Source organism: Micrococcus sp. MS-ASIII-49, assembly GCF_000946635.1.
In the GTDB taxonomy this organism is placed as follows: Bacteria; Actinomycetota; Actinomycetes; order Actinomycetales; family Micrococcaceae; genus Micrococcus; species Micrococcus luteus.
This window is the reverse complement of the sequence record NZ_JXSP01000122.1, coordinates 1-18,809: the sequence shown is the minus strand read 5'-3', so window position 1 is coordinate 18,809 and position 18,809 is coordinate 1. Positions and strand designations below refer to the sequence as shown.

Annotated in this window: 18 protein-coding genes; 13 read left to right on the top strand and 5 right to left on the bottom strand. The window is 71.9% G+C overall.

All coding sequences use genetic code 11. The features are described from left to right. Positions 1-139: 139 nt before the first annotated feature. The gene (locus tag SJ20_RS08840) at positions 140-949 is read left to right on the top strand and encodes an ABC transporter permease (RefSeq protein WP_044659651.1); all 810 of its coding nucleotides are present in this window, start codon (positions 140-142) and stop codon (positions 947-949) included. 16 nt (positions 950-965) lie between these two features. Here SJ20_RS08840 and SJ20_RS08835 read toward each other — a convergent pair whose 3' ends face one another. After that, a complete protein-coding gene (locus SJ20_RS08835; RefSeq protein ID WP_235281288.1) occupies positions 966-2,468 on the bottom strand; it encodes an MFS transporter in 1,503 nt (500 codons plus the stop codon). A gap of 102 nt (positions 2,469-2,570) precedes the next feature. Between SJ20_RS08835 and SJ20_RS08830 the strand changes: the two genes are divergently transcribed. From SJ20_RS08830 to SJ20_RS08795, 8 genes are all read left to right on the top strand, one after another. Further along, positions 2,571-3,134 carry a hypothetical protein gene (locus SJ20_RS08830; RefSeq protein ID WP_044659650.1) on the top strand — a complete coding sequence of 188 codons (564 nt, stop codon included), beginning with the start codon at positions 2,571-2,573 and terminating at the stop codon, positions 3,132-3,134. Further along, the gene (locus SJ20_RS08825; protein ID WP_002856592.1) at positions 3,134-4,060 is read left to right on the top strand and encodes an exodeoxyribonuclease III; all 927 of its coding nucleotides are present in this window, start codon (positions 3,134-3,136) and stop codon (positions 4,058-4,060) included. The genes SJ20_RS08830 and SJ20_RS08825 overlap by 1 nt, the downstream gene beginning before the upstream one ends. A gap of 26 nt (positions 4,061-4,086) precedes the next feature. Next, a complete protein-coding gene (trpS, locus tag SJ20_RS08820; protein ID WP_044659649.1) occupies positions 4,087-5,169 on the top strand; it encodes a tryptophan--tRNA ligase in 1,083 nt (360 codons plus the stop codon). Between the two features lie 180 nt (positions 5,170-5,349). Then, entirely contained in the window at positions 5,350-6,111 is a 762-nt protein-coding gene (locus tag SJ20_RS08815; RefSeq protein ID WP_020624729.1) for an ABC transporter ATP-binding protein, read from the top strand. Next, on the top strand, positions 6,108-7,391 hold the full coding sequence (locus SJ20_RS08810; protein WP_044659648.1) for an ABC transporter permease: 1,284 nt from the start codon (positions 6,108-6,110) through the stop codon (positions 7,389-7,391). The genes SJ20_RS08815 and SJ20_RS08810 overlap by 4 nt, the downstream gene beginning before the upstream one ends. A gap of 58 nt (positions 7,392-7,449) precedes the next feature. Further along, positions 7,450-8,052, top strand: coding sequence for a hypothetical protein (locus SJ20_RS08805; RefSeq protein WP_020624727.1), 603 nt, complete (start codon positions 7,450-7,452; stop codon positions 8,050-8,052). Positions 8,053-8,160: 108 nt separating this feature from the next. After that, the gene (locus SJ20_RS08800; RefSeq protein WP_036314561.1) at positions 8,161-8,745 is read left to right on the top strand and encodes a hypothetical protein; all 585 of its coding nucleotides are present in this window, start codon (positions 8,161-8,163) and stop codon (positions 8,743-8,745) included. Positions 8,746-8,752: 7 nt separating this feature from the next. After that, positions 8,753-9,274 (top strand): hypothetical protein, encoded by a 522-nt coding sequence (locus SJ20_RS08795; protein ID WP_044659647.1) that lies wholly within the window; start codon positions 8,753-8,755, stop codon positions 9,272-9,274. A 179-nt stretch (positions 9,275-9,453) separates the two neighbouring features. Here SJ20_RS08795 and SJ20_RS08790 read toward each other — a convergent pair whose 3' ends face one another. The 4 genes from SJ20_RS08790 to sdhC all read right to left on the bottom strand — a co-directional run bounded on the left by SJ20_RS08790 (position 9,454) and on the right by sdhC (position 12,997). Then, positions 9,454-10,245 (bottom strand): succinate dehydrogenase iron-sulfur subunit, encoded by a 792-nt coding sequence (locus tag SJ20_RS08790; RefSeq protein ID WP_010079347.1) that lies wholly within the window; start codon positions 10,243-10,245, stop codon positions 9,454-9,456. Continuing rightward, a complete protein-coding gene (gene sdhA, locus SJ20_RS08785) occupies positions 10,245-12,032 on the bottom strand; it encodes a succinate dehydrogenase flavoprotein subunit (protein ID WP_036340055.1) in 1,788 nt (595 codons plus the stop codon). The genes SJ20_RS08790 and sdhA overlap by 1 nt, the downstream gene beginning before the upstream one ends. Before the next feature lie 77 nt (positions 12,033-12,109). Continuing rightward, the gene (locus tag SJ20_RS08780) at positions 12,110-12,589 is read right to left on the bottom strand and encodes a succinate dehydrogenase hydrophobic membrane anchor subunit (protein ID WP_036314556.1); all 480 of its coding nucleotides are present in this window, start codon (positions 12,587-12,589) and stop codon (positions 12,110-12,112) included. Positions 12,590-12,592: 3 nt separating this feature from the next. Further along, the gene (gene sdhC / locus SJ20_RS08775) at positions 12,593-12,997 is read right to left on the bottom strand and encodes a succinate dehydrogenase, cytochrome b556 subunit (RefSeq protein ID WP_078025777.1); all 405 of its coding nucleotides are present in this window, start codon (positions 12,995-12,997) and stop codon (positions 12,593-12,595) included. 246 nt (positions 12,998-13,243) lie between these two features. Between sdhC and SJ20_RS08770 the strand changes: the two genes are divergently transcribed. The 4 genes from SJ20_RS08770 (at position 13,244) to SJ20_RS08755 (ending at position 18,740) form a co-directional block, all read left to right on the top strand. Beyond that, a complete protein-coding gene (locus SJ20_RS08770) occupies positions 13,244-14,395 on the top strand; it encodes a mannose-1-phosphate guanylyltransferase (protein WP_044659646.1) in 1,152 nt (383 codons plus the stop codon). Positions 14,396-14,456: 61 nt separating this feature from the next. Continuing rightward, complete coding sequence (locus SJ20_RS08765; RefSeq protein ID WP_044659645.1) at positions 14,457-15,713, top strand: amidohydrolase; 1,257 nt, start codon at positions 14,457-14,459, stop codon at positions 15,711-15,713. A gap of 144 nt (positions 15,714-15,857) precedes the next feature. Continuing rightward, positions 15,858-17,015 (top strand): BMP family protein, encoded by a 1,158-nt coding sequence (locus SJ20_RS08760; RefSeq protein WP_044659644.1) that lies wholly within the window; start codon positions 15,858-15,860, stop codon positions 17,013-17,015. Between the two features lie 126 nt (positions 17,016-17,141). Then, positions 17,142-18,740, top strand: coding sequence for an ABC transporter ATP-binding protein (locus SJ20_RS08755; RefSeq protein ID WP_044659643.1), 1,599 nt, complete (start codon positions 17,142-17,144; stop codon positions 18,738-18,740). Positions 18,741-18,809 lie beyond the last annotated feature (69 nt).

The following is an 18,809-nucleotide window of genomic DNA, read 5'->3' as shown; positions in this document are numbered from 1 at the left end:
CGGCCGGGGCACTGGCCTGGGCCGCCGTGCCGCGCGCACCGGGGCCGCCCGCGCCGACGTCGCACCCGCCACCGCGCAGGCGGGCCCGGCCGCGCCGTCGTCGTCGGTGGTGCGGGAACACGCCGTCGCCGTGCCGCCCATGCCCGAGATCCCCGTGCGCCGCGGCCCGCTGGCCGGCGCGTACTCGGGCAACGTGCGCGCGGTGATGGAGCGGGCGTTCCTCTCCCTGAAGTCCAACAACTGGGTGGTGTTCTTCTCCGGGTTCTTCGAGCCCGTGCTCTACCTGGCCTCCCTGGGACTGGGTCTCGGTGCGCTGGTCGGCGACGTGGCCGGCCCGGACGGCACCCCCGTCCCGTACGGCATGTACCTCGCCCCCGCACTGCTGGCGGTCTCGGCGATGAACGGCGCCATCTACGACTCCACGTGGAACGTGTTCTTCAAGCTGCGCTACGCGAAGACGTACCAGACCATGCTCTCCACGCGGCTGGGCCCGCTGGACGTGGCGCTCGGGGAGATCGCGATGGCGCTGCTGCGCGGGCTGATCTACGCGGTCGGCTTCCTGATCGTCATGACCGTGGCCGGGCTCGTCACCTCGTGGACGGCGCTGCTCATGATCCCCGGCGCCCTGCTCGTGGCGCTGGGCTTCGCCTCCCTCGGCATGGCGGTGACGAGCTGGATGAAGACGTTCCAGCACATGGACTGGGTCCAGATCGTGCTGATGCCCATGTTCCTGTTCTCGGCCACGTTCTTCCCGCTCGCGGTCTACCCGGAGCCGATCCAGTGGGTGATCCGCGTGTTCCCGCTGTGGCACGCCGTGGAGATGATGCGCGCCCTCGCGGTGGGCGTGCTGAGCTGGGCGACCGCCGGCCACGTCCTCTACTTCGTGGTGATGGCCGGCGTCGGGGTGTGGCTCGCCGCCCGCCGGCTCGGCGCGCTGTTCCTGCGCTGAGGCCCCCGCGGGCCGGTCAGGCCGCGCGCGCGGCGCGGCGCCGCCGGACCACGTCCAGGGCCGCGACCGCGGCGGTGAGCGCCCAGCACACGGCCACCATGCCCATGGCGGTCGAGGCCGCGTGCGCGTACGCCGCGGCCGACGGCGGACCGGCGCTCTCGGCTGCGGCGCCGGCCAGGGCCGCGAAGAACGCGCCCGTCACCACGGACAGGCCCAGGGCGGTGCCGAGACGCTGCGCCGTCTGGGCGACGCCGCCGGCCGCCCCCGCCTCGTGGCCGGCGACGTCGTCCATCATCAGCACCTGCGTGCTGGTGAGCAGCAGGGCCTGCGAGGCCGACTGCACGATCAGCCCCACCCCCACGATCCACGGCGACCACGCGCCGGCCGCGCTGCGCTCGAACGCGAGCGCGAGCACCCCCAGCGACACGAGGCCCGCCAGAGCGCCGAGCAGCACGAGCACGGGCCCCCGCCGCTGCACCATCGAACCCACCCACGGGGACAGGGAGGCCACGACGACGGCGCCGGGCAGACCCACGAGGCCGGCCTCGAGCGGCGTGAACCCCATGCCGCGCTGCAGGAAGATCGCCACGATCGCGAACACCGCCGGCATGGTGGCCAGGTAGATGGTGGACTCGAGCGCGCCGATCGTGAAGGACGGCCGCCGGAACAGTGCCGGGTCCACCATGGGCTGCACGCCGGTGGCCGACGCCCGGGCCTTCACGCGCTTCTCCCACAGCCACCACGCCGTCACGAGCGCGGCGGCGAGCACCAGCAGCCAGGCGGTGCCCGGGACGATGAACGGCACCATGAGGCTCACCCCGCCGGCGCCGAGCAGCAGGGCGCCCACCGGGTCGAGCGCGGCGATCCCGCGTGGTCCGGGGGCGGGGGGCAGGCCGTGCACGCGGGTGGGCGGCGGCAGCCAGAGGGCGCCCATCGCGACGGCGGCCAGGCCCACGGGCACGTTCATGAGGAACGTGGAGCGCCAGCCCCACTCGGGGCCGAACGCGCCGAGGAACAGCCCGCCGAGCAGGGGCCCCACGGCCACGCCGAGGCCCACCACGGTGCCGAAGAGCCCGTAGGCCCGCCCGCGGGCGCGGCCGTGGAAGTTCGACTGGATGAACCCGATGACCTGGGGGTTGAACACGCCCGCGCCCAGGCCCGTGAGCAGGCGCCCGGCATTGAGCAGCAGAGTGTCCCCGGCCAGGCCGGAGAGCAGGGAGCCGAGCATGTACAGCGTGATGCCCGCCAGGAACAGGCTCTTGCGGCCCCACAGGTCGCCGGCGCGGCCCGCGGCCACGAGCACGGTGCCGAACGTCAGCGTGTACCCCGCCAGCACCCACTGCAGATCCGCGCTCGTGGCGTCCAGGCCCGACTCGATGGCCGGCAGCGCCACGTTCACCACGGACACGCTCATCAGCGCGAGGAAGAGCGGCATGAGCAGTGCGGTGAGGATGCGGCGCTGGTCAGGGGTGAAGGCCCCGGACGCGGGGTCGGCGGGGTGCGGGGGGCGGGGGGTCATCGCCTCAGGATAGGTACCGACGCGGGCCGCCCGATTCGGAGCGCACCCCGCGATGCGGGATGATGGAGGGCAGACCCCACGAGCCCCTCCGGAGGAGCACCCATGTCCCAGTCCCTGACCCCCGGTCCCGACGGCGCGCGCCGCGGCCCCCGCGCCGGCCTGCGCGTGGGATCGCTCGGCTTCGTCGCGATGATCGTCATCCTGATCGTGGCGATCATCTTCGCCGCGAACCAGAACGACGTGATCGGGTGGCTCGTGGTCGCGGTCGCCGCCGGCTGGCTCGTGTTCGCGGTGGTCGTGTACCTGCAGATGCGCCGTGGCGTCCAGGCCGCGGGCCGCAAGGTGGACACCGCCATGCAGAACGCCCGCGCCGACGTCGCCGCCCTGCGCGGCCGCGACGCCGACGCCGCCGCCCCCGCGGTGGTCCCGCCGGCACCGGCCGCGGACCCCCTGCGGGACACCAAGCTGGACCACTCGTTCAAGATCGCCCAGGTGCAGGTGCGCGTCGTGCGCGAGCAGCTCGCCGCGGGCCAGGGCATGGACCGTGAGATGGTGGACCGCGCCCTGGAGACCATCGACATCACGGCCTCCAACGCCCGCGACATGATCAAGGAGTCCCGGGCCGGCGGCGCCGAGGGCCCGGTGAGCGGGACGGTGATCGGCTGATGACGGCGCTGCCCGAGAAGGACCCCGTCACCGGGAAGTACCCCGAGCCCGCCGAGGGCGAGCCCGTGGTGCACGCCAACGCCGGGGCGCCCAAGGCCGACGGCGCCGTGCGCGTGGCCACCGTGAACGTCAACGGCATCCGCGCCTCGCACCGCAAGGGCATGCGGGAGTGGTTCGCCGGCCGCGGCGTGGACGTGCTCACCCTCCAGGAGGTGCGCGCCCCCGCGGACGTCACGGCGCAGCTGGTCCGCGAGATCGTGGGCGAGGACTGGGACGAGGTGCACCTGGCGGACGCCGTGGCCGCCGCCAAGGGGCGGGCCGGCGTTGCGATCGCCTCGCGGTTCCCGCTCGGCGAGGTCCGCACCGGCATCGCCGACGCCGACGGGTACTTCGACGACGCCGGCCGCTGGATCGAGGCCGACCTGCGCCTGCCGGACGGCTCGCCGCTGACCGTGGTCTCCGCGTACGTGCACTCGGGCGAGGTCGACACCCCGAAGCAGGTGGACAAGTACCGGTTCCTCGACGAGATGGTCCGCCGCCTCTCCGAGCTGGCTGCGGGGGAGGGGCACGCCCTCGTCACGGGCGACCTCAACGTGGGCCACACCGAGCTGGACATCAAGAACTGGAAGGGCAACGTGAAGAAGGCCGGCTTCCTGCCCGAGGAGCGCGCCTACTTCGACCGGTTCTTCGGCGAGCTCGGCTTCACGGACGTGCACCGCGCCCTCGCCGGGCCGGTGCCGGGCCCGTACACGTGGTGGTCCATGCGCGGCAAGGCCTTCGACAACGACGCCGGGTGGCGCATCGACTACCACATGGCGACCGCGGGCCTGGCCGAGCGGGCGACGACCGCCGTCGTGGACCGCGCCCCCAGCTGGGGCACCCGCTTCTCCGACCACGCCCCGCTCGTGGTCGACTACCAGTTCTGACCGTGCAGGAGAGACCCGAGGCTGAGATGACCATGAAGAAGAACTCCGTGCAGGACGTCCTGGCCCAGGACGCCGCCGCCACCGCCCACCTGGCCGGCGCGTCCGCCCGGCACCGCGTGCTCTCCGGCATGCAGCCCTCGGCGGACTCCCTCCACCTGGGCAACTACCTCGGCGCCCTCGTGAACTGGGAGCGCACCCAGGCCGACTTCGAGGCGTTCTTCTTCATCCCCGACCTGCACGCCATCACCGTGCCGCAGGACCCGGCCGCGCTCGCGGAGCGCACGCGGGTGGCCGCCGCGCAGTTCATCGCCGGCGGCATCGACCCCGAGCGCTCCACGCTGTTCGTCCAGTCCCAGGTGCCCGAGCACGCGCAGCTGGCCTGGGTGCTGACCTGCATGACCGGCATGGGCGAGGCCATGCGCATGACCCAGTTCAAGGACAAGTCCGCCAAGCAGGGCGCGGACGCGGCCGGGGTCGGCCTGCTCGCGTACCCCATGCTCATGGCCGCGGACATCCTGCTCTACCAGCCGCATGGCGTGCCCGTGGGCGACGACCAGCGCCAGCACGTGGAGCTCACCCGCGACCTCGCCCAGCGCTTCAACCACCGCTACGGCGAGACGTTCGTGGTCCCGACCGGCTTCTACCCGGAGACCGGCGCGCGCATCTACGACCTGCAGGACCCCACGTCGAAGATGTCCAAGTCCGCGGCGTCCCCGAACGGGCTCATCAACATCCTCGAGGAGCCGAAGAAGACCGCCAAGAAGATCAAGTCCGCGGTCACCGACGACGGCACTGAGGTGCGCTTCGACCGCGAGGCCAAGCCCGGCGTCTCCAACCTGCTGACCATCCTCTCCGCGGTGTCCGCCACACCGATCCCGCAGCTCGAGGAGGAGTTCGTCGGCAAGATGTATGGGCACCTCAAGGTCGCGGTGGCGGACGCCGTCGTCGAGCGCCTGGCCCCCGTGCGTGAGCGCGCCCTCGCGCTGCTGGACGACCCCGCCGAGCTCGACCGCATCCTCGCCGCCGGCGCCGAGAAGGCCCGCGCCGTGGCCACGCCCGTGCTCGAGGACGTCTACGCCAAGGTCGGCTTCCTGCCGCCGCTGCGCTGAGCAGGGCCGCACCGGCCCCCCGACGACGGCCCGCGCCCCCGACCTGTGGGGGCGCGGGCCGTCGTGTTTCTCCGACTCGAGGTGGAGGCGGCGGTGCGTGCGCGGCTGTCAGGATGGAGGCACCGCCTCCGCTCCTGCCGCAGCGGGGGCGAGCCCCACCGACAGAGGAGTGCCGGAGCCATGTCCACCGCTGTCCCCATCCCCGCCGTCGCCGAGGTCCCGCCCGGCGCCGAACCCGTCCTGGAGACGGAGAACCTCGTCAAGGTCTACGGTCGCGGGGCGTCCCGCTTCGACGCGCTGAAGGGCATCACCCTGCAGATCCAGCGCGGCGAGTCCCTGGCCGTCGTCGGCAAGTCCGGCTCCGGCAAGTCCACCCTGATGCACCTGCTGGCGCTGCTGGACCAGCCCTCCGCCGGCGTCGTCGCGATGGACGGCCGTCCCGTCTCCCAGCTCAAGGCCGCGGAGATCTCCCAGCTGCGCAACGAGCGGTTCGGCTTCGTGTTCCAGCAGTTCTTCCTGAACCCGAACCAGACGGTCCTGGAGAACACCGTGCTGCCGCTGAAGATCGCCGGCGTGGGCCGGGCCCAGCGCACCCGCCGCGGCATGGCGGTGCTCGAGCGGCTCGAGCTCGCGGACAAGGCGCAGAACAAGGCCACGGACCTCTCCGGCGGCCAGAAGCAGCGCGTGTGCATCGCCCGTGCGCTCGTGAACAACCCGACGGTGCTGTTCGCGGACGAGCCCACGGGCAACCTGGACTCCGCCACCTCGGCGGCCGTGGAGGACATCCTCTTCGGCCTGCACCGCGACGAGGGCATCACCCTCGTGGTGGTCACGCACGACGACGACCTGGCCGCGAAGTGTGACCGTCGCGTCGAGCTGCAGGACGGCGTGGTCATCGCCGACGAGCGCGTCGGCACCGAGCGGGACGGAGCGCGGGCATGAAGGCCACCGACGTCGCGGGCACGGCGCTCGCCAACACGATGCGCTCCAAGCTGCGCACCTTCCTCACCGTCGTCGCGATCGTGATCGGCGCATTCACGCTGACCCTCACCACGGGGCTCGGCGCGGGCATCAACAAGTACGTGGACAACGTGGTCGAGGGCTTCGGCAAGCCCGGCGAGCTGACCGTGATGAAGCAGCAGGACATGTCCTCGGCCGGTGCGGCGAGCGGTTCGCCCCAGGAGTACACGGAGCAGGACGCCGCCGGCGGCGAGATGTTCGGCATGCCGCTGCTCACGCAGGAGGACCTCGCCGCGATCGAGGACACCGAGCACGTCACCGAGGTGAAGACCTATCGGGTGGCCGAGCCGGAGTACATCCAGGGCCCGGACGACCGCAAGTGGCAGACCGGCTTCATGGGCAGCTCCGGCGAGATCGACATGCTCACCTTCTCGGCCGGCCGTGCCCCCGAGGCCGGCGCCGCGGAGATCGTCATGCCCGAGTCGTGGGTGGAGGACCTGGGCGCCGGCGACGCCGAGGACCTGGTCGGCACGGAGCTGACCGTCGTGGCGGCGACCCCGCTGCAGGAGCACAAGTCCGTGACGGCCACCGTGGTCGGTGTGACGAAGGCGGCCGCGTCCGGTGCGGGCACCGCCCCGACGCCGTCGGAGTCGCTCGAGCAGGAGATCTACGACATCACGACGGAGGGCCTGCCGGAGTCGCAGCGGAACACCTACTTCCAGGCCACGGCGATCGTGGAGGACCCGGAGGCGAACGAGGACGCCGTGAAGCAGGCGCTGGCCGACCAGGGCCTGCTGGCGCAGACCCTCGAGGAGCAGCTCGGCGTGATCCGCGGCATCATCGACGCCGTCACGTGGGTGCTCACCGGCTTCGCGCTCATCGCGCTGCTCGCCGCCAGCTTCGGCATCATCAACACCCTGCTCATGGCGGTGCAGGAGCGCACCCGGGAGATCGGCCTCATGAAGGCCCTCGGCATGACCGGCGGGAAGATCTTCGGCCTGTTCACCATGGAGGCCGTCGTGATCGGCCTGCTCGGCTCGCTGATCGGCATCGGCCTGGGCGTCGCCGTCGGACTCATCGCGAACCAGGTGCTGACCACCGGCCCCCTCAGCGGCGTCACCGGCCTGGTCCTGTTCGCGGTCAACCCCCTCGCCCTGCTGCTGATCCTGCTGCTGATCGTGGCCATCGCGTTCATCGCCGGCACCTTGCCCGCCCTGCGTGCGGCCCGGAAGGATCCCATCGAGGCACTGCGACACGAGTGATCCTGCCGCCGCGCCCGTCATCACCATCACCGTCACCCACGACACCGAGGAGCTCACCATGACCACCGATCGACCGAACCCGGACCCGAACCCGGAGCAGCCCGCCGTGGGCTCCCGCTACGGCACGCAGCCCTACGCGGCCCCGGGCTACGGCGCCCAGCCGGGCAGCCCGTACGGCATCGTCCCGGAGCCGGCCGCGTTCCCCGCGCTCCTGACGCTGACGCTCACGTCGCTCGCGCTGTACGTGCTGTCCTCCCTGCCGGCCCTGTTCGGCGGCGAGGAGAGCATCGAACGCATGCGGGACTCCCTTCGCCAGAGCGGCCTCACCCCCGAGCAGGTGGAGGAGATCGCGCCTGTCGTGGGCGCCTCCGTGACGGTGGGCACGATCATCGTCCTGCTCATCGGCGTGGCCCTGTACGCCCTGGTGTACTTCAACCTCCGCGGGGCCAAGAACTGGGCCCGCATCCTCGGCATCGTCGTCGGGATCCTGGGCACCCTCAGCGCCGTCGGCGGCATCTTCTCCTTCGTGACCTACCCCGGCATCGGCGGCGTGCTGGCCTCCGTGCTCAGCCTGGCGCTGGTGATCGTGAACATCCTGTGGCTGGTCAAGGCCTTCAACCCGCAGGTCGCGGCCTACACCCGTCAGGGCCGCCGCGCCTGACCCCGACGCCGTTCGCCGGCGGCGAGTCCTGGGTCGCCAGCCCTCGCCCCGGCGTCGGCCAGCGGAGACCATGGCGACATGGCCTCCGATCATCGACCCCCGCATCCCGTGTCCCCCCACCCCGACGACCTGGACGGCGGCGGGCGGCCCGTGGTGGGCCCGGATGAGGCGCGGCGGCGCATCGCCGGGCACTCCGGCCCGGACGCCCGCCCGCTGATCCGCCCCGACGCCCGCACCCCCGGCGTGTTCCGGGCGCTGCTCGGGTTGACGGTGGCATCCGCGGTCCTCTATGCCGCGTCGATCCTGCGCAACCTCCTCCCGGGCGCGGCCCAGGACATCGCGGACTCGCTGCCCGAGGGCGGCGCGCAGTCGCCCGCGATGACCGCCGAGGCCATCGAGGGCGCCCTCACCGGCAGTGCCTGGTTCGCGACCCTGCTGGGTCTGGCGGTCTACGCGATCGTCCTCGTCGGGCTGACCCGGCACAGCAACACGGCGCGCATCATGGGTGCCCTGTTCGCCTCGATCGCCATCTTCGTGACGCTGCTGGGGGCCATCCGCCTGTTCGTCTTCCCCGCCGGGGACGTGGTGCTGCCCCTGGTCCTGGGCGGGCTGTTCGCGCTCGTGAACGCGGCCTGGCTCGTGTGCGCCTTCAACCCGGGCCTCGCAACGACCTTCCTGCGCCGCCGGGCATGATGGGGGCATGCACCCCCTCGACGACGATCCCCACGAGACCACGGACCCCGCCCCCGATCTCGCGTCGCTGCGTCCCCTGCGCCTGTTCCAGACCGTCACGGCCGTCACGGGCGCACTGAGCGCGGCCGGCGTGGGGGGCGTGCTCGCGCTGCAGTCGACGCCCGGCTACGCCCGCGCCGTGCTGGAGGCGCGCTCCTGGGGCGCGAGCGAGGTCACCGACGCCGACGTCGCCGCGTTCCTCACCCCGGCGGGGGCGTGGCCGGTGGCCGCCGCGGCGGTGGTCGTCCTGACCCTGGTGCTCCTGGCCGGCATCACCCGCCGCATCCGGGCCGTGCGCCCCGTGGGGAGCGTGCTCGTGGTGCTGGGGATGCTCACGGCGGCCTTCTGGATGGTCGACGGTGGACGGATGGTGCAGGACGGGGGAGGGGGGCCGGTCGTGCTGGGTGCCGTCGTCGGGATGCTCGTGTCCAGCGCGGTGTGGCTGCGTGTGGCGCACCGGCGGGAGACGCGCGACGCCTTCGACGTCTGAGCTCGGACCGCCTCCGCCTCCGGTCCCGCCCCCGTCCCCACGCCGAGGCCCGCAGACACGCCGCTACACCGGGCCGGTGACGGCGCGTCTGCGGGCCTCGGCGGGAGGGGCACCCCTCCACGACGACGGCGGCCCGCCTCCTCGAGCGAGGAGACGGGCCGCCGTCGTGGTGCGGGGGATCAGAACTGGCGGGCCAGGATGGCCCGCTTCACCTCGGAGATCGCCTTGGTCACCTGGATGCCGCGGGGGCACGCGTCGGTGCAGTTGAAGGTCGTGCGGCAACGCCACACGCCCTCCTTGTCGTTCAGGATCTCCAGGCGCATGTCGCCGGCCTCGTCACGCGAGTCGAAGATGAACCGGTGCGCGTTGACGATGGCGGCCGGGCCGAAGTACTGGCCGTCCGTCCAGAACACCGGGCAGGACGAGGTGCACGCGGCGCACAGGATGCACTTCGTGGTGTCGTCGTAGATCGCCCGGTCGGCCTGGGACTGGTAGCGCTCCTTGGTGGGCGCGTGGCCCTCGGCGACCAGGAACGGCATGATCTCGCGGTAGGACTGGAAGAACGGGTCCATGTCCACGATCAGGTCCTTCTCCACCGGCAGGCCCTTGATGGGCTCCACCAGGATGGGCTTGGACAGGTCGAGGTCCTTCAGGAGCGTCTTGCAGGCCAGGCGGTTGCGGCCGTTGATGCGCATGGCGTCGGAGCCGCACACGCCGTGGGCGCAGGAGCGGCGGAACGACAGGGTGCCGTCGTGGTCCCACTTGACCTTGTGCAGGGCGTCCAGCACGCGGTCGGTGCCGTACATGGTCAGGCGCCACTCGTCCCAGTAGGACTCCTCGGAGGACTCCGGGAGGTAGCGGCGGACCTTGAGCACGATGTCGAAGCTCTCGACCTCGCCTGCGCCGCCACCGGCGGACTGGGTCTGCGCCTGGGCCACGGGGGCCTCGGTCTCGGTTGCTGAGTGGCTCATCAGTACTTACGCTCCATCGGCTGGTAACGGGTCACGACGACGGGCTTGGTCTCGAAGCGGATGCCCTTGACGCCCTCCATCTCCGCGGTCTCGTCACGGTAGATCATGGTGTGCGCCATGAAGTTCTCGTCGTCGCGGTCGGGGTAGTCCTCGCGGTAGTGCCCGCCGCGGGACTCCTTGCGGCCCAGGGCCGCGAGGGTCATGGCCTCGGCGATGTCCAGGAGGTAGCCCAGCTCCATGCCCTCGAGCAGGTCGAGGTTGAAGCGGTGGCCCTTGTCCTGGACGGACACGTTCTCGTAGCGGCCGCGCAGCTCCTCGATCTTGGCCAGTGCGCGGCGGATCGAGTCCTCGTCGCGGAAGACCTGCATGTCCGCGTCCATGGACTCCTGGAGCTCGGCGCGGATGTCCGCGACGCGCTCGGACCCGGTGGCGGAGCGCAGGTTCTCGATGTGCTCCACGGTCGGCAGCTCGCCGCCCTCGGGCAGCTCCACCCAGTCCGCCTGCACGGCGTACTCGGCGGCGTAGATGCCGGCGCGGCGGCCGAACACGTTGATGTCCAGCAGCGAGTTGGTGCCCAGGCGGTTGGACCCGTGCACGGACACGCAGGCCACCTCGCCGGCGGCGTACAGGCCCGGCACGACGGTGTCGTTGTCCTGGAGGACCTCGGCCTTGATATTCGTGGGGATGCCGCCCATGAAGTAGTGGCAGGTGGGGAACACCGGCACCGGCTCCGTGTAGGGCTCGACACCCAGGTAGGTGCGGGCGAACTCGGTGATGTCCGGGAGCTTCTCGTCGATGTGCGAGGGCTCCAGGTGCGTCAGGTCGAGCAGCACGTAGTCCTTGTTGGGGCCGGCGCCGCGGCCCTGACGGACCTCCTCGGCCATGGACCGGGCCACGATGTCGCGCGGGGCGAGGTCCTTGATGGTGGGGGCGTAGCGCTCCATGAAGCGCTCGCCGTCCGCGTTGCGGAGGATGCCGCCCTCGCCGCGCGCGGCCTCGGAGAGCAGGATGCCCAGGCCGGCCAGGCCGGTCGGGTGGAACTGCACGAACTCCATGTCCTCCAGCGGCAGGCCCGCGCGGTAGGCGATGGCCATGCCGTCTCCGGTGAGCGTGTGGGCGTTCGAGGTGGTCTTGTACACCTTGCCGGCGCCGCCGGTGGCGAAGATGACCGACTTGGCCTGGAAGACGTGGATCTCGCCGGTGGCCAGCTCGTAGGAGACGACGCCGGCGGTGCGCTTCTGCTTGTAGGCGGTGCCGTCCTCGCGCACGGCGTCCTCCTCCACCAGCAGCAGGTCGAGCACGTAGAACTCGTTGAAGAACTCCACGTTGTGCTTGACGCAGTTCTGGTACAGCGTCTGGAGGATCATGTGGCCGGTGCGGTCCGCGGCGTAGCAGGCGCGGCGCACGGGCGCCTTGCCGTGGTCACGGGTGTGGCCGCCGAAGCGGCGCTGGTCGATCTTGCCCTCGGGGGTGCGGTTGAAGGGCAGGCCCATCTTCTCGAGGTCCAGCACCGCGTCGATGGCCTCCTTGGCCATGACCTCCGCGGCGTCCTGGTCCACGAGGTAGTCGCCGCCCTTGACGGTGTCGAACGTGTGCCACTCCCAGTTGTCCTCCTCGACGTTGGCGAGGGCCGCGCACATGCCGCCCTGGGCCGCGCCGGTGTGGGAACGCGTGGGGTAGATCTTGGTGAGGACGGCGGTGTGCGCGCGCTGACCGGCCTCGATGGCCGCGCGCATGCCCGCGCCGCCGGCGCCGACGATCACCACGTCGTACTTGTGCACCTGCATTCAGGTCTCTCTTTCTGGGTGTCTGTGACGCGGCGGCCGCTCGGGCCGGCCGCACCGCAGGGTGAGCGTTTCCGAGGTCAGCCGCAGAAGGCCGGGGAGCCCTCGAGCAGGGCGCCGGAGGCGTCCACCATGCAGGGATCGAAGGTGAAGATCACCAGGGTGCCGAGGATGATGATCACGGCCGTGGCGATGTACAGGATCATCGTCAGCCAGAAGCGGGCGCTGCCGCGACGGGTGTAGTCGTTGATGATCGTGCGCACGCCGTTGGCGCCGTGCAGCATGGCCAGCCACAGGAGGGCCAGGTCCCAGAACTGCCACAGCGGGTGCGCCCACTTGCCGGCCACGAAGCCGAAGTCGATGGCGTGGATGCCGTCGCCCACCAGCAGGTTGGTGGTCAGGTGCACGGCGATCAGCACGACGAGGAAGACGCCCGAGATGCGCATGAACAGCCAGGCGAGCATCTCGAAGTTGCCGCGGCCGCCGCCGTCGCGCGTGTACTTGGGGTCCAGACGGCGGCTGCGGGGCGCCGCGATGGTGGTCTCAGCGGTGGTGCTCATGGCTCAGTGACCTCCGAGTGCGAGGCTGAAGTGACGGATGGCGAAGCCCAGGGTCAGGACGACCCACAGCCCCAGCACGATCCACAGCAGGGTCTTGTGGTGCTGGGTGCCGCCCTTCCAGAAGTCGACCAGGATGATGCGCAGGCCGTTCAGGGCGTGGAAGATGATCGCCGCGACGAGGCCGGCCTCGCCGAGCGCGAAGTACCACGTCTTGTACGAGCCGATCACGGCGTTGTAGGCCTCGGGGGAGACCCGGACCAGGGCCGTGTCCAGCACGTGGACGAGCAGGTAGAAGAAGATGACGACGCCGGTGACGCGGTGGCCCACCCAGGACCACATGCCGCCGTGGCCCCGGTACAGGGTTCCGCGGCCGTTCTTGGCCGGGGCCTGCGCAGTGGCGCTAGACACGGTTGATACCTCCAGGGGGAATGCACGATCCCGGTCCTCCGCCGTGGGACGACGACGGGCAGGGGCGTGTGCGAGTGGATTCCTCCACCTAGGGTAGACCCTTCCCGCGCCTCCGTGCCCGACCGGGACCCGGGCGACCACTGTGACGCGTGCGGCGCCCCGCCGCCGTCCTGTTCGGTCTGGGCTGTGCCCCGCCTGGGACGCGTCGAGTGGTCCCCCGTCCGGACGGTTCCGTAGTCTGGCCCGGTGAGCACCGATCCGAACCTGACCGATGCCCCGCGCGAGGCCGCGCCGGGCACGGCCCTGTCCCGCTTCCACGCCGTGATCCCCGCCGGGGGCGTGGGCACCCGCCTGTGGCCCCTCTCGCGGGCCGCCGCGCCGAAGTTCCTCCACGACCTCACCGGCTCGGGCCAGACCCTGATCCGTGCCACGTGGGACCGTCTGGCGCCCCTGGCCGCGGGCATGCTCGTGGTGACCGGGGAGGCCCACCGGGAGGCGGTGTGCACGCAGCTGCCGGCCCTGGCGGAGACGGATCTGGTGCTCGAGCCCTCGCCCAAGGACTCCGCGGCCGCCATCGGCCTGGCCGCGGCGATCCTCTCCCTGCGCGACCCGGACACGATCATGGGCTCGTTCGCGGCGGATCAGGTGATCTCCCCGGTGGAGGTCTTCCAGGACGCGGTGCGGCAGGCCGTCGAGACGGCGGCCACGGGCCGGATCGTGACCATCGGCATCGAGCCCACGCACGCGGCCACGGGCTTCGGCTACATCCGCCGGGGCCGCCGTCTCCGCGTGGCCGGCGCCCCGGACGCGCACGACGTCGCCGCGTTCGTGGAGAAGCCGGACCTGAAGGTCGCCCAGCAGTACGTGAAGTCCGGCCGCTACCTCTGGAACGCGGGCATGTTCGTGGCGCCCGTGGGCCTCATGCTGGCCCACCTCGAGGAGAACGAGCCCGCGCTGCACGCCGGCCTGATGGAGATCGCCCGCGCGTGGGAGACGCCGGAGCGGGACGAGGTCATGGCCCGGGTGTGGCCCGAGCTGACGAAGACCGCCATCGACTACGCCGTGGCCGAGCCCGCCGCCGCCGTCGGCGACGTGGCCGTGATCCCCGGCTCCTTCACGTGGGACGACGTGGGGGACTTCGCGGCGATCGCCCGCCTGAACCCGGTCAGGGACGCCTCCGGCATCACGGTGATCGGCGACACTCCGCGCGTGTACTCGGACGACGCGTCCGGCGTCGTGGTGACGGACACGAAGCGCGTCATCGCGCTGATCGGCATCGAGGACGTCGTCGTCGTGGACACCGAGGACGCGCTGCTGGTCACCACCACGGAGCACGCCCAGGAGGTCAAGAAGGCCGTCGAGGCGCTCAAGGCGGAGGGCGTGGACGAGGTCCTCTGACCGCGCCCTGGGCCGGGTCCGGCCCGCACCGACCGGCACCCCCGGAGTAGGGTGCTGGGCCATGACCACCTCCGACTCCGTGCTGACCGGGCCCCGTCCGACCTCCGTCCCCTCGGTGGGCCCCGTGGTGGCCGAGCTCGAGGACGAGATCGTGTCCTTCCGCCGGGACCTGCACCGGCATCCCGAGCTCTCCTATGAGGAGTACCGCACCACCGACCGCATCGTGGAGCTGCTCTCCGGCTACGGGCTCTCGCCCGTGCGGATGGAGTCCACGGGCGCCTACGTGGACGTCGGGGAGGGGCCGGTGGTGCTGGCCCTGCGCGCGGACATCGACGCGCTGCCGGTCGAGGAGGAGACCGGCCTGCCCTACGTGTCCGTCAATGACGGCGTCGCGCACGCGTGCGGCCACGACATGCACACCGCCGTCATGGCGGGTGTGGCCGTCGCCCTCGGCCGCATCCTCCGGGGGGCCACCGCCGACGCCGACCTGCGCGCGGTCGGCGAGCGGGTCCACGGCACGGTCCGCGTCATCTTCCAGCCCGCGGAGGAGCGGCTGCCCGGCGGCTCCCTGGCCGTGCTGCGCCAGGGGATCCTCGACGACGTTCCCCGCATCCTGGCGGCGCACTGCGACCCCCAGGTCGACGTCGGCTCGATCGGCACCCGCATCGGCGCCATCACCTCGGCGGCGGACACCATCCGGATCACCCTCACCGGACGCGGTGGGCACACCTCGCGGCCCCACCTCACCGAGGACATGGTCTTCGCCCTGTCCCAGATCGCCGTGAACGTGCCCGCCGTGCTCTCCCGGCGGATCGACGTGCGCTCGGCCGTCTCGGTGGTGTGGGGGCAGATCGCCGCCGGCAGCGCGCCCAACGCGATCGACAACACCGGCTACCTGGCCGGGACCATGCGCTGCCTCGACGCGGACGTGTGGGAGGAGGCCGGTGCGCTGCTCGACGAGGTGGTCCGGCAGGTCGCCGCGCCGTACGGCGTGCACGTGCAGCTCGAGCATGTGCGCGGCGTCCCGCCGGTGCACAACACCGAGGGCGAGACGGCGCTGATCGAGACCGCGGCGCGGCGGGAGCTCGGCTCGCGGGCGATCGTCCTGACCCCGCAGTCGATGGGCGGCGAGGACTTCGCCTGGATGACCCAGCAGGTGCCCGGCTCCATGCTGCGCCTGGGAACCCGGTCCCCGGGTGGCCCCATCTACGATCTGCACCGCGGCGACTACGCGCCGGACGAGCGGGCCATCGGCGTGGGCATGCGGGTCTTCACCGCCGCCGCGCTGCAGGTGCTCACGGGCGAGGACCACCACTGATCCCGCCGCCCGCCCCCGCCGGAGGGGACGGGCCAACCGTTCGGTAGACTCGCGCTCATCCGGACGGGGCCACCCGCACGGGCCCCGTCTTTCCGCGGCCAGCGGCCGCGGACCTCGCACCGTGCCTTCCGAAATGAGGACCCCATGGGCATCGCCACCCCGTCGGCCGCGCGCCGCCGTCGTCTCCTGCTCCCCGCGGCCGCGCTCGGCGTCTCCGGCCTGCTGCTGACCGCGTGCGGCGCCCCGCCGGAGCAGTCCGAGGCCTCGGGCTCCGGCGCCGCCGAGAGCGAGGCCATCGCCACCGTGGACGGCGTCGGCTCGGACAACAACGACTACAAGGCCTGCATCGTCTCGGACGAGGGCGGCTTCGACGACCGCTCCTTCAACCAGTCCTCCTACGAGGGCCTCAAGGCCGCCGAGAAGGCCTACGGCATCACCACCAGCGAGGCCGAGTCGAACGAGCCCAGCGAGTTCACCCCGAACGTGACCGCCATGGTCAACGCCGACTGCGACGCTGTCATCGGCGTGGGCTTCCTCCTCGGCGACGCCATGAAGCCGATCGCCGCGCAGCACACCGACACCCACTTCTTCGGCGTGGACGTCACCGCGGAGGGCTTCTCCGACAACTTCCAGAAGCTCACCTACGACACGGCGCAGGCGGCGTTCCTGGCGGGGTACCTGGCGGCGGGCACCACCGAGACCGGCACCGTGGCCACCTACGGCGGCATGGAGATCCCCACCGTCACCATCTTCATGGACGGCTTCGCCCGCGGCGTGGAGCACTACAACGAGGTCAAGGACAAGGACGTCAAGGTCCTGGGCTGGGACAAGGACGCGAAGATCGGCTCCTTCACGGGCGACTTCAAGAACGTGGCCAACGGCAAGACGAACACCGCCAACTTCATCAACGAGGGCGCCGACATCGTGATGCCGGTGGCCGGCCCCGTGGGCCTGGGCACCCTGGACGCCGTCCGCGAGGCGAACCAGGGCGGCAAGGACGTCAAGGTCATCTGGCCGGACTCGGACGGCTACGAGTCCACCAAGGACGGCAACCTGATCCTCACCTCGGTGAAGAAGAACATGGGCCAGTCCGTCTCCGACGTGATCGCCGCGGACCTGAAGGACGAGTTCTCGGCTGAGCCCTACGTGGGCACGCTGGAGAACAAGGGCGTCGAGCTGGCCCCGTTCCACGACTTCGAGGACACGGTGCCGCAGGAGCTCAAGGACGAGCTCAAGGACCTCGAGGCCAAGATCGTCTCGGGCGAGCTGAAGGTCGGCTCGGAGTACTCCCCGGAGGCCTGACCCGCCTCGCCACCGCCGCAGGGCCGGCCCGGACCCCTCCGGACCGGCCCCGCGGCGCGCGGGCGCCAGGCCCGCCCCCGCCGCCGAGCGCGGCACCACGAGCATCGACCAGACGGAAGGCCCTCGATGAGGCTCGAACTGCGCGGGATCACCAAGCGCTTCGGCTCGTTCGCCGCGAACGAGGACGTGAACCTGACCGTGGAGTCGGGGCGGGTGCACACCCTCCTCGGCGAGAACGGCGCCGGCAAGTCCACCCTGATGAACGTCCTCTTCGGGCTCTACGAGCCCACCGAGGGGGAGATCCTGCTCGACGGCGAGCCCGTCCGGTTCTCCGGTCCCGGTGAGGCCATGCGCGCGGGCATCGGCATGGTGCACCAGCACTTCATGCTCGTGCCCGTCTTCACGGTGGCCGAGAACGTGGCCCTCGGCGACGAGCACACCCGTGCCCTGGGCGTGCTCGACCTCGAGGCCACCCGCCGGCGGATCCGGGAGATCTCCGCCCAGTACGGCTTCGACGTGGACCCGGACGCCGTCGTCGAGGACCTGCCCGTGGGCGTGCAGCAGCGCGTCGAGATCATCAAGGCCCTCGTCCGCGACGCACGCATCCTCATCCTGGACGAGCCGACCGCCGTGCTCACCCCCCAGGAGACCGACGAGCTGCTCGGCATCATCCGGCAGCTGCGGGAGGACGGCACGGCGATCGTGTTCATCTCCCACAAGCTGCGCGAGGTCAAGGCCGTCTCGGACGACATCACCGTGCTGCGCCGCGGCCGCGTGGTCGGCACGGCGGACCCCTCCGCCGAGGCCGCCGAGCTGGCCGCCCTCATGGTGGGCCGGAGCGTCGTCCTCGAGCGGCGCAAGACGGCCCCGACCCTGGGGGAGGAGACGTTCCGCGTCGAGGACCTCTCCGTCGTCTCGCCCACGGGCCAGGTGCTGCTGGACGCCGTGTCCTTCGCCGTCCGCCAGGGCGAGGTGCTCGCCGTGGCCGGTGTGCAGGGCAACGGGCAGACCGAGCTGACCGAGGCGATCATGGGCCTGGTCAAGGCCACCGGCTCCGTCACCCTGGACGGCCGGGAGCTGATCGGCCGGTCCACCCGCCAGATCATCCGCGCCGGCGTCGGCTTCGTGCCCGAGGACCGCTCCACGGACGGGCTCGTCGGCCCGTTCTCCGTGGCGGAGAACATGGTGCTCAACCGGTACGACGTCGCCCCGGCCGGCAACGCCGTGCAGATGCGCCCCGCCGCGGTGCGGGCGCTCGCCGAGCGCCGCGTGGCCGAGTTCGACGTCCGCACCCAGGGCGTGGACCTGCCGGTCTCCTCCCTCTCGGGAGGCAACCAGCAGAAGGTCGTCATGGCCCGCGAGCTCGTGGACGGGCTGCGCCTGTTCATCGCCTCGCAGCCCACGCGCGGCGTGGACGTCGGCTCGATCGAGTTCCTGCACGACCGGATCATCGCCGAGCGCGACGCCGGCACCCCCGTGCTGATCGTCTCCACCGAGCTGGACGAGGTCCTCGAGCTGGCCGACCGGATCGCCGTGATGTACCACGGGCGGATCGTCGGCATCGTGCCGGGGGACACCTCGCGCGAGACGCTCGGCCTCATGATGGCCGGCCAGACCCCCGACGACGCGGCCCTCGCCTCCGGCACGGACGTCGCCGCGGACACGCCCGGCACCACCGGCGCGGCGCCCGCCGCCCACCCCACCACGGAAGGAGAGCGCCCGTGAGCACCGCCGCCCCGCAGCGCCCGGCCCCCGCGCCCGACGCGGCCACCCGGCCCGCCCCCCCCCCCCCCC

Bases quoted from the DNA above. Each gene is read 5' to 3' on its own strand.
- SJ20_RS08795 (WP_044659647.1), top strand. From the start codon at position 8,753: ATGCACCCCCTCGACGACGATCCCCACGAGACCACGGACCCCGCCCCC.
- SJ20_RS08765 (WP_044659645.1), top strand. From the start codon at position 14,457: ATGACCACCTCCGACTCCGTGCTGACCGGGCCCCGTCCGACCTCCGTC.
- SJ20_RS08815 (WP_020624729.1), top strand. From the start codon at position 5,350: ATGTCCACCGCTGTCCCCATCCCCGCCGTCGCCGAGGTCCCGCCCGGC.
- SJ20_RS08840 (WP_044659651.1), top strand. From the start codon at position 140: ATGCCCGAGATCCCCGTGCGCCGCGGCCCGCTGGCCGGCGCGTACTCG.
- SJ20_RS08760 (WP_044659644.1), top strand. From the start codon at position 15,858: ATGGGCATCGCCACCCCGTCGGCCGCGCGCCGCCGTCGTCTCCTGCTC.
- SJ20_RS08810 (WP_044659648.1), top strand. From the start codon at position 6,108: ATGAAGGCCACCGACGTCGCGGGCACGGCGCTCGCCAACACGATGCGC.
- SJ20_RS08755 (WP_044659643.1), top strand. From the start codon at position 17,142: ATGAGGCTCGAACTGCGCGGGATCACCAAGCGCTTCGGCTCGTTCGCC.
- SJ20_RS08830 (WP_044659650.1), top strand. From the start codon at position 2,571: ATGTCCCAGTCCCTGACCCCCGGTCCCGACGGCGCGCGCCGCGGCCCC.
- sdhA (WP_036340055.1), bottom strand. From the start codon at position 12,032: ATGCAGGTGCACAAGTACGACGTGGTGATCGTCGGCGCCGGCGGCGCG.
- SJ20_RS08790 (WP_010079347.1), bottom strand. From the start codon at position 10,245: ATGAGCCACTCAGCAACCGAGACCGAGGCCCCCGTGGCCCAGGCGCAG.
- SJ20_RS08780 (WP_036314556.1), bottom strand. From the start codon at position 12,589: ATGAGCACCACCGCTGAGACCACCATCGCGGCGCCCCGCAGCCGCCGT.
- SJ20_RS08835 (WP_235281288.1), bottom strand. From the start codon at position 2,468: ATGACCCCCCGCCCCCCGCACCCCGCCGACCCCGCGTCCGGGGCCTTC.
- SJ20_RS08825 (WP_002856592.1), top strand. From the start codon at position 3,134: ATGACGGCGCTGCCCGAGAAGGACCCCGTCACCGGGAAGTACCCCGAG.
- trpS (WP_044659649.1), top strand. From the start codon at position 4,087: ATGACCATGAAGAAGAACTCCGTGCAGGACGTCCTGGCCCAGGACGCC.
- SJ20_RS08805 (WP_020624727.1), top strand. From the start codon at position 7,450: ATGACCACCGATCGACCGAACCCGGACCCGAACCCGGAGCAGCCCGCC.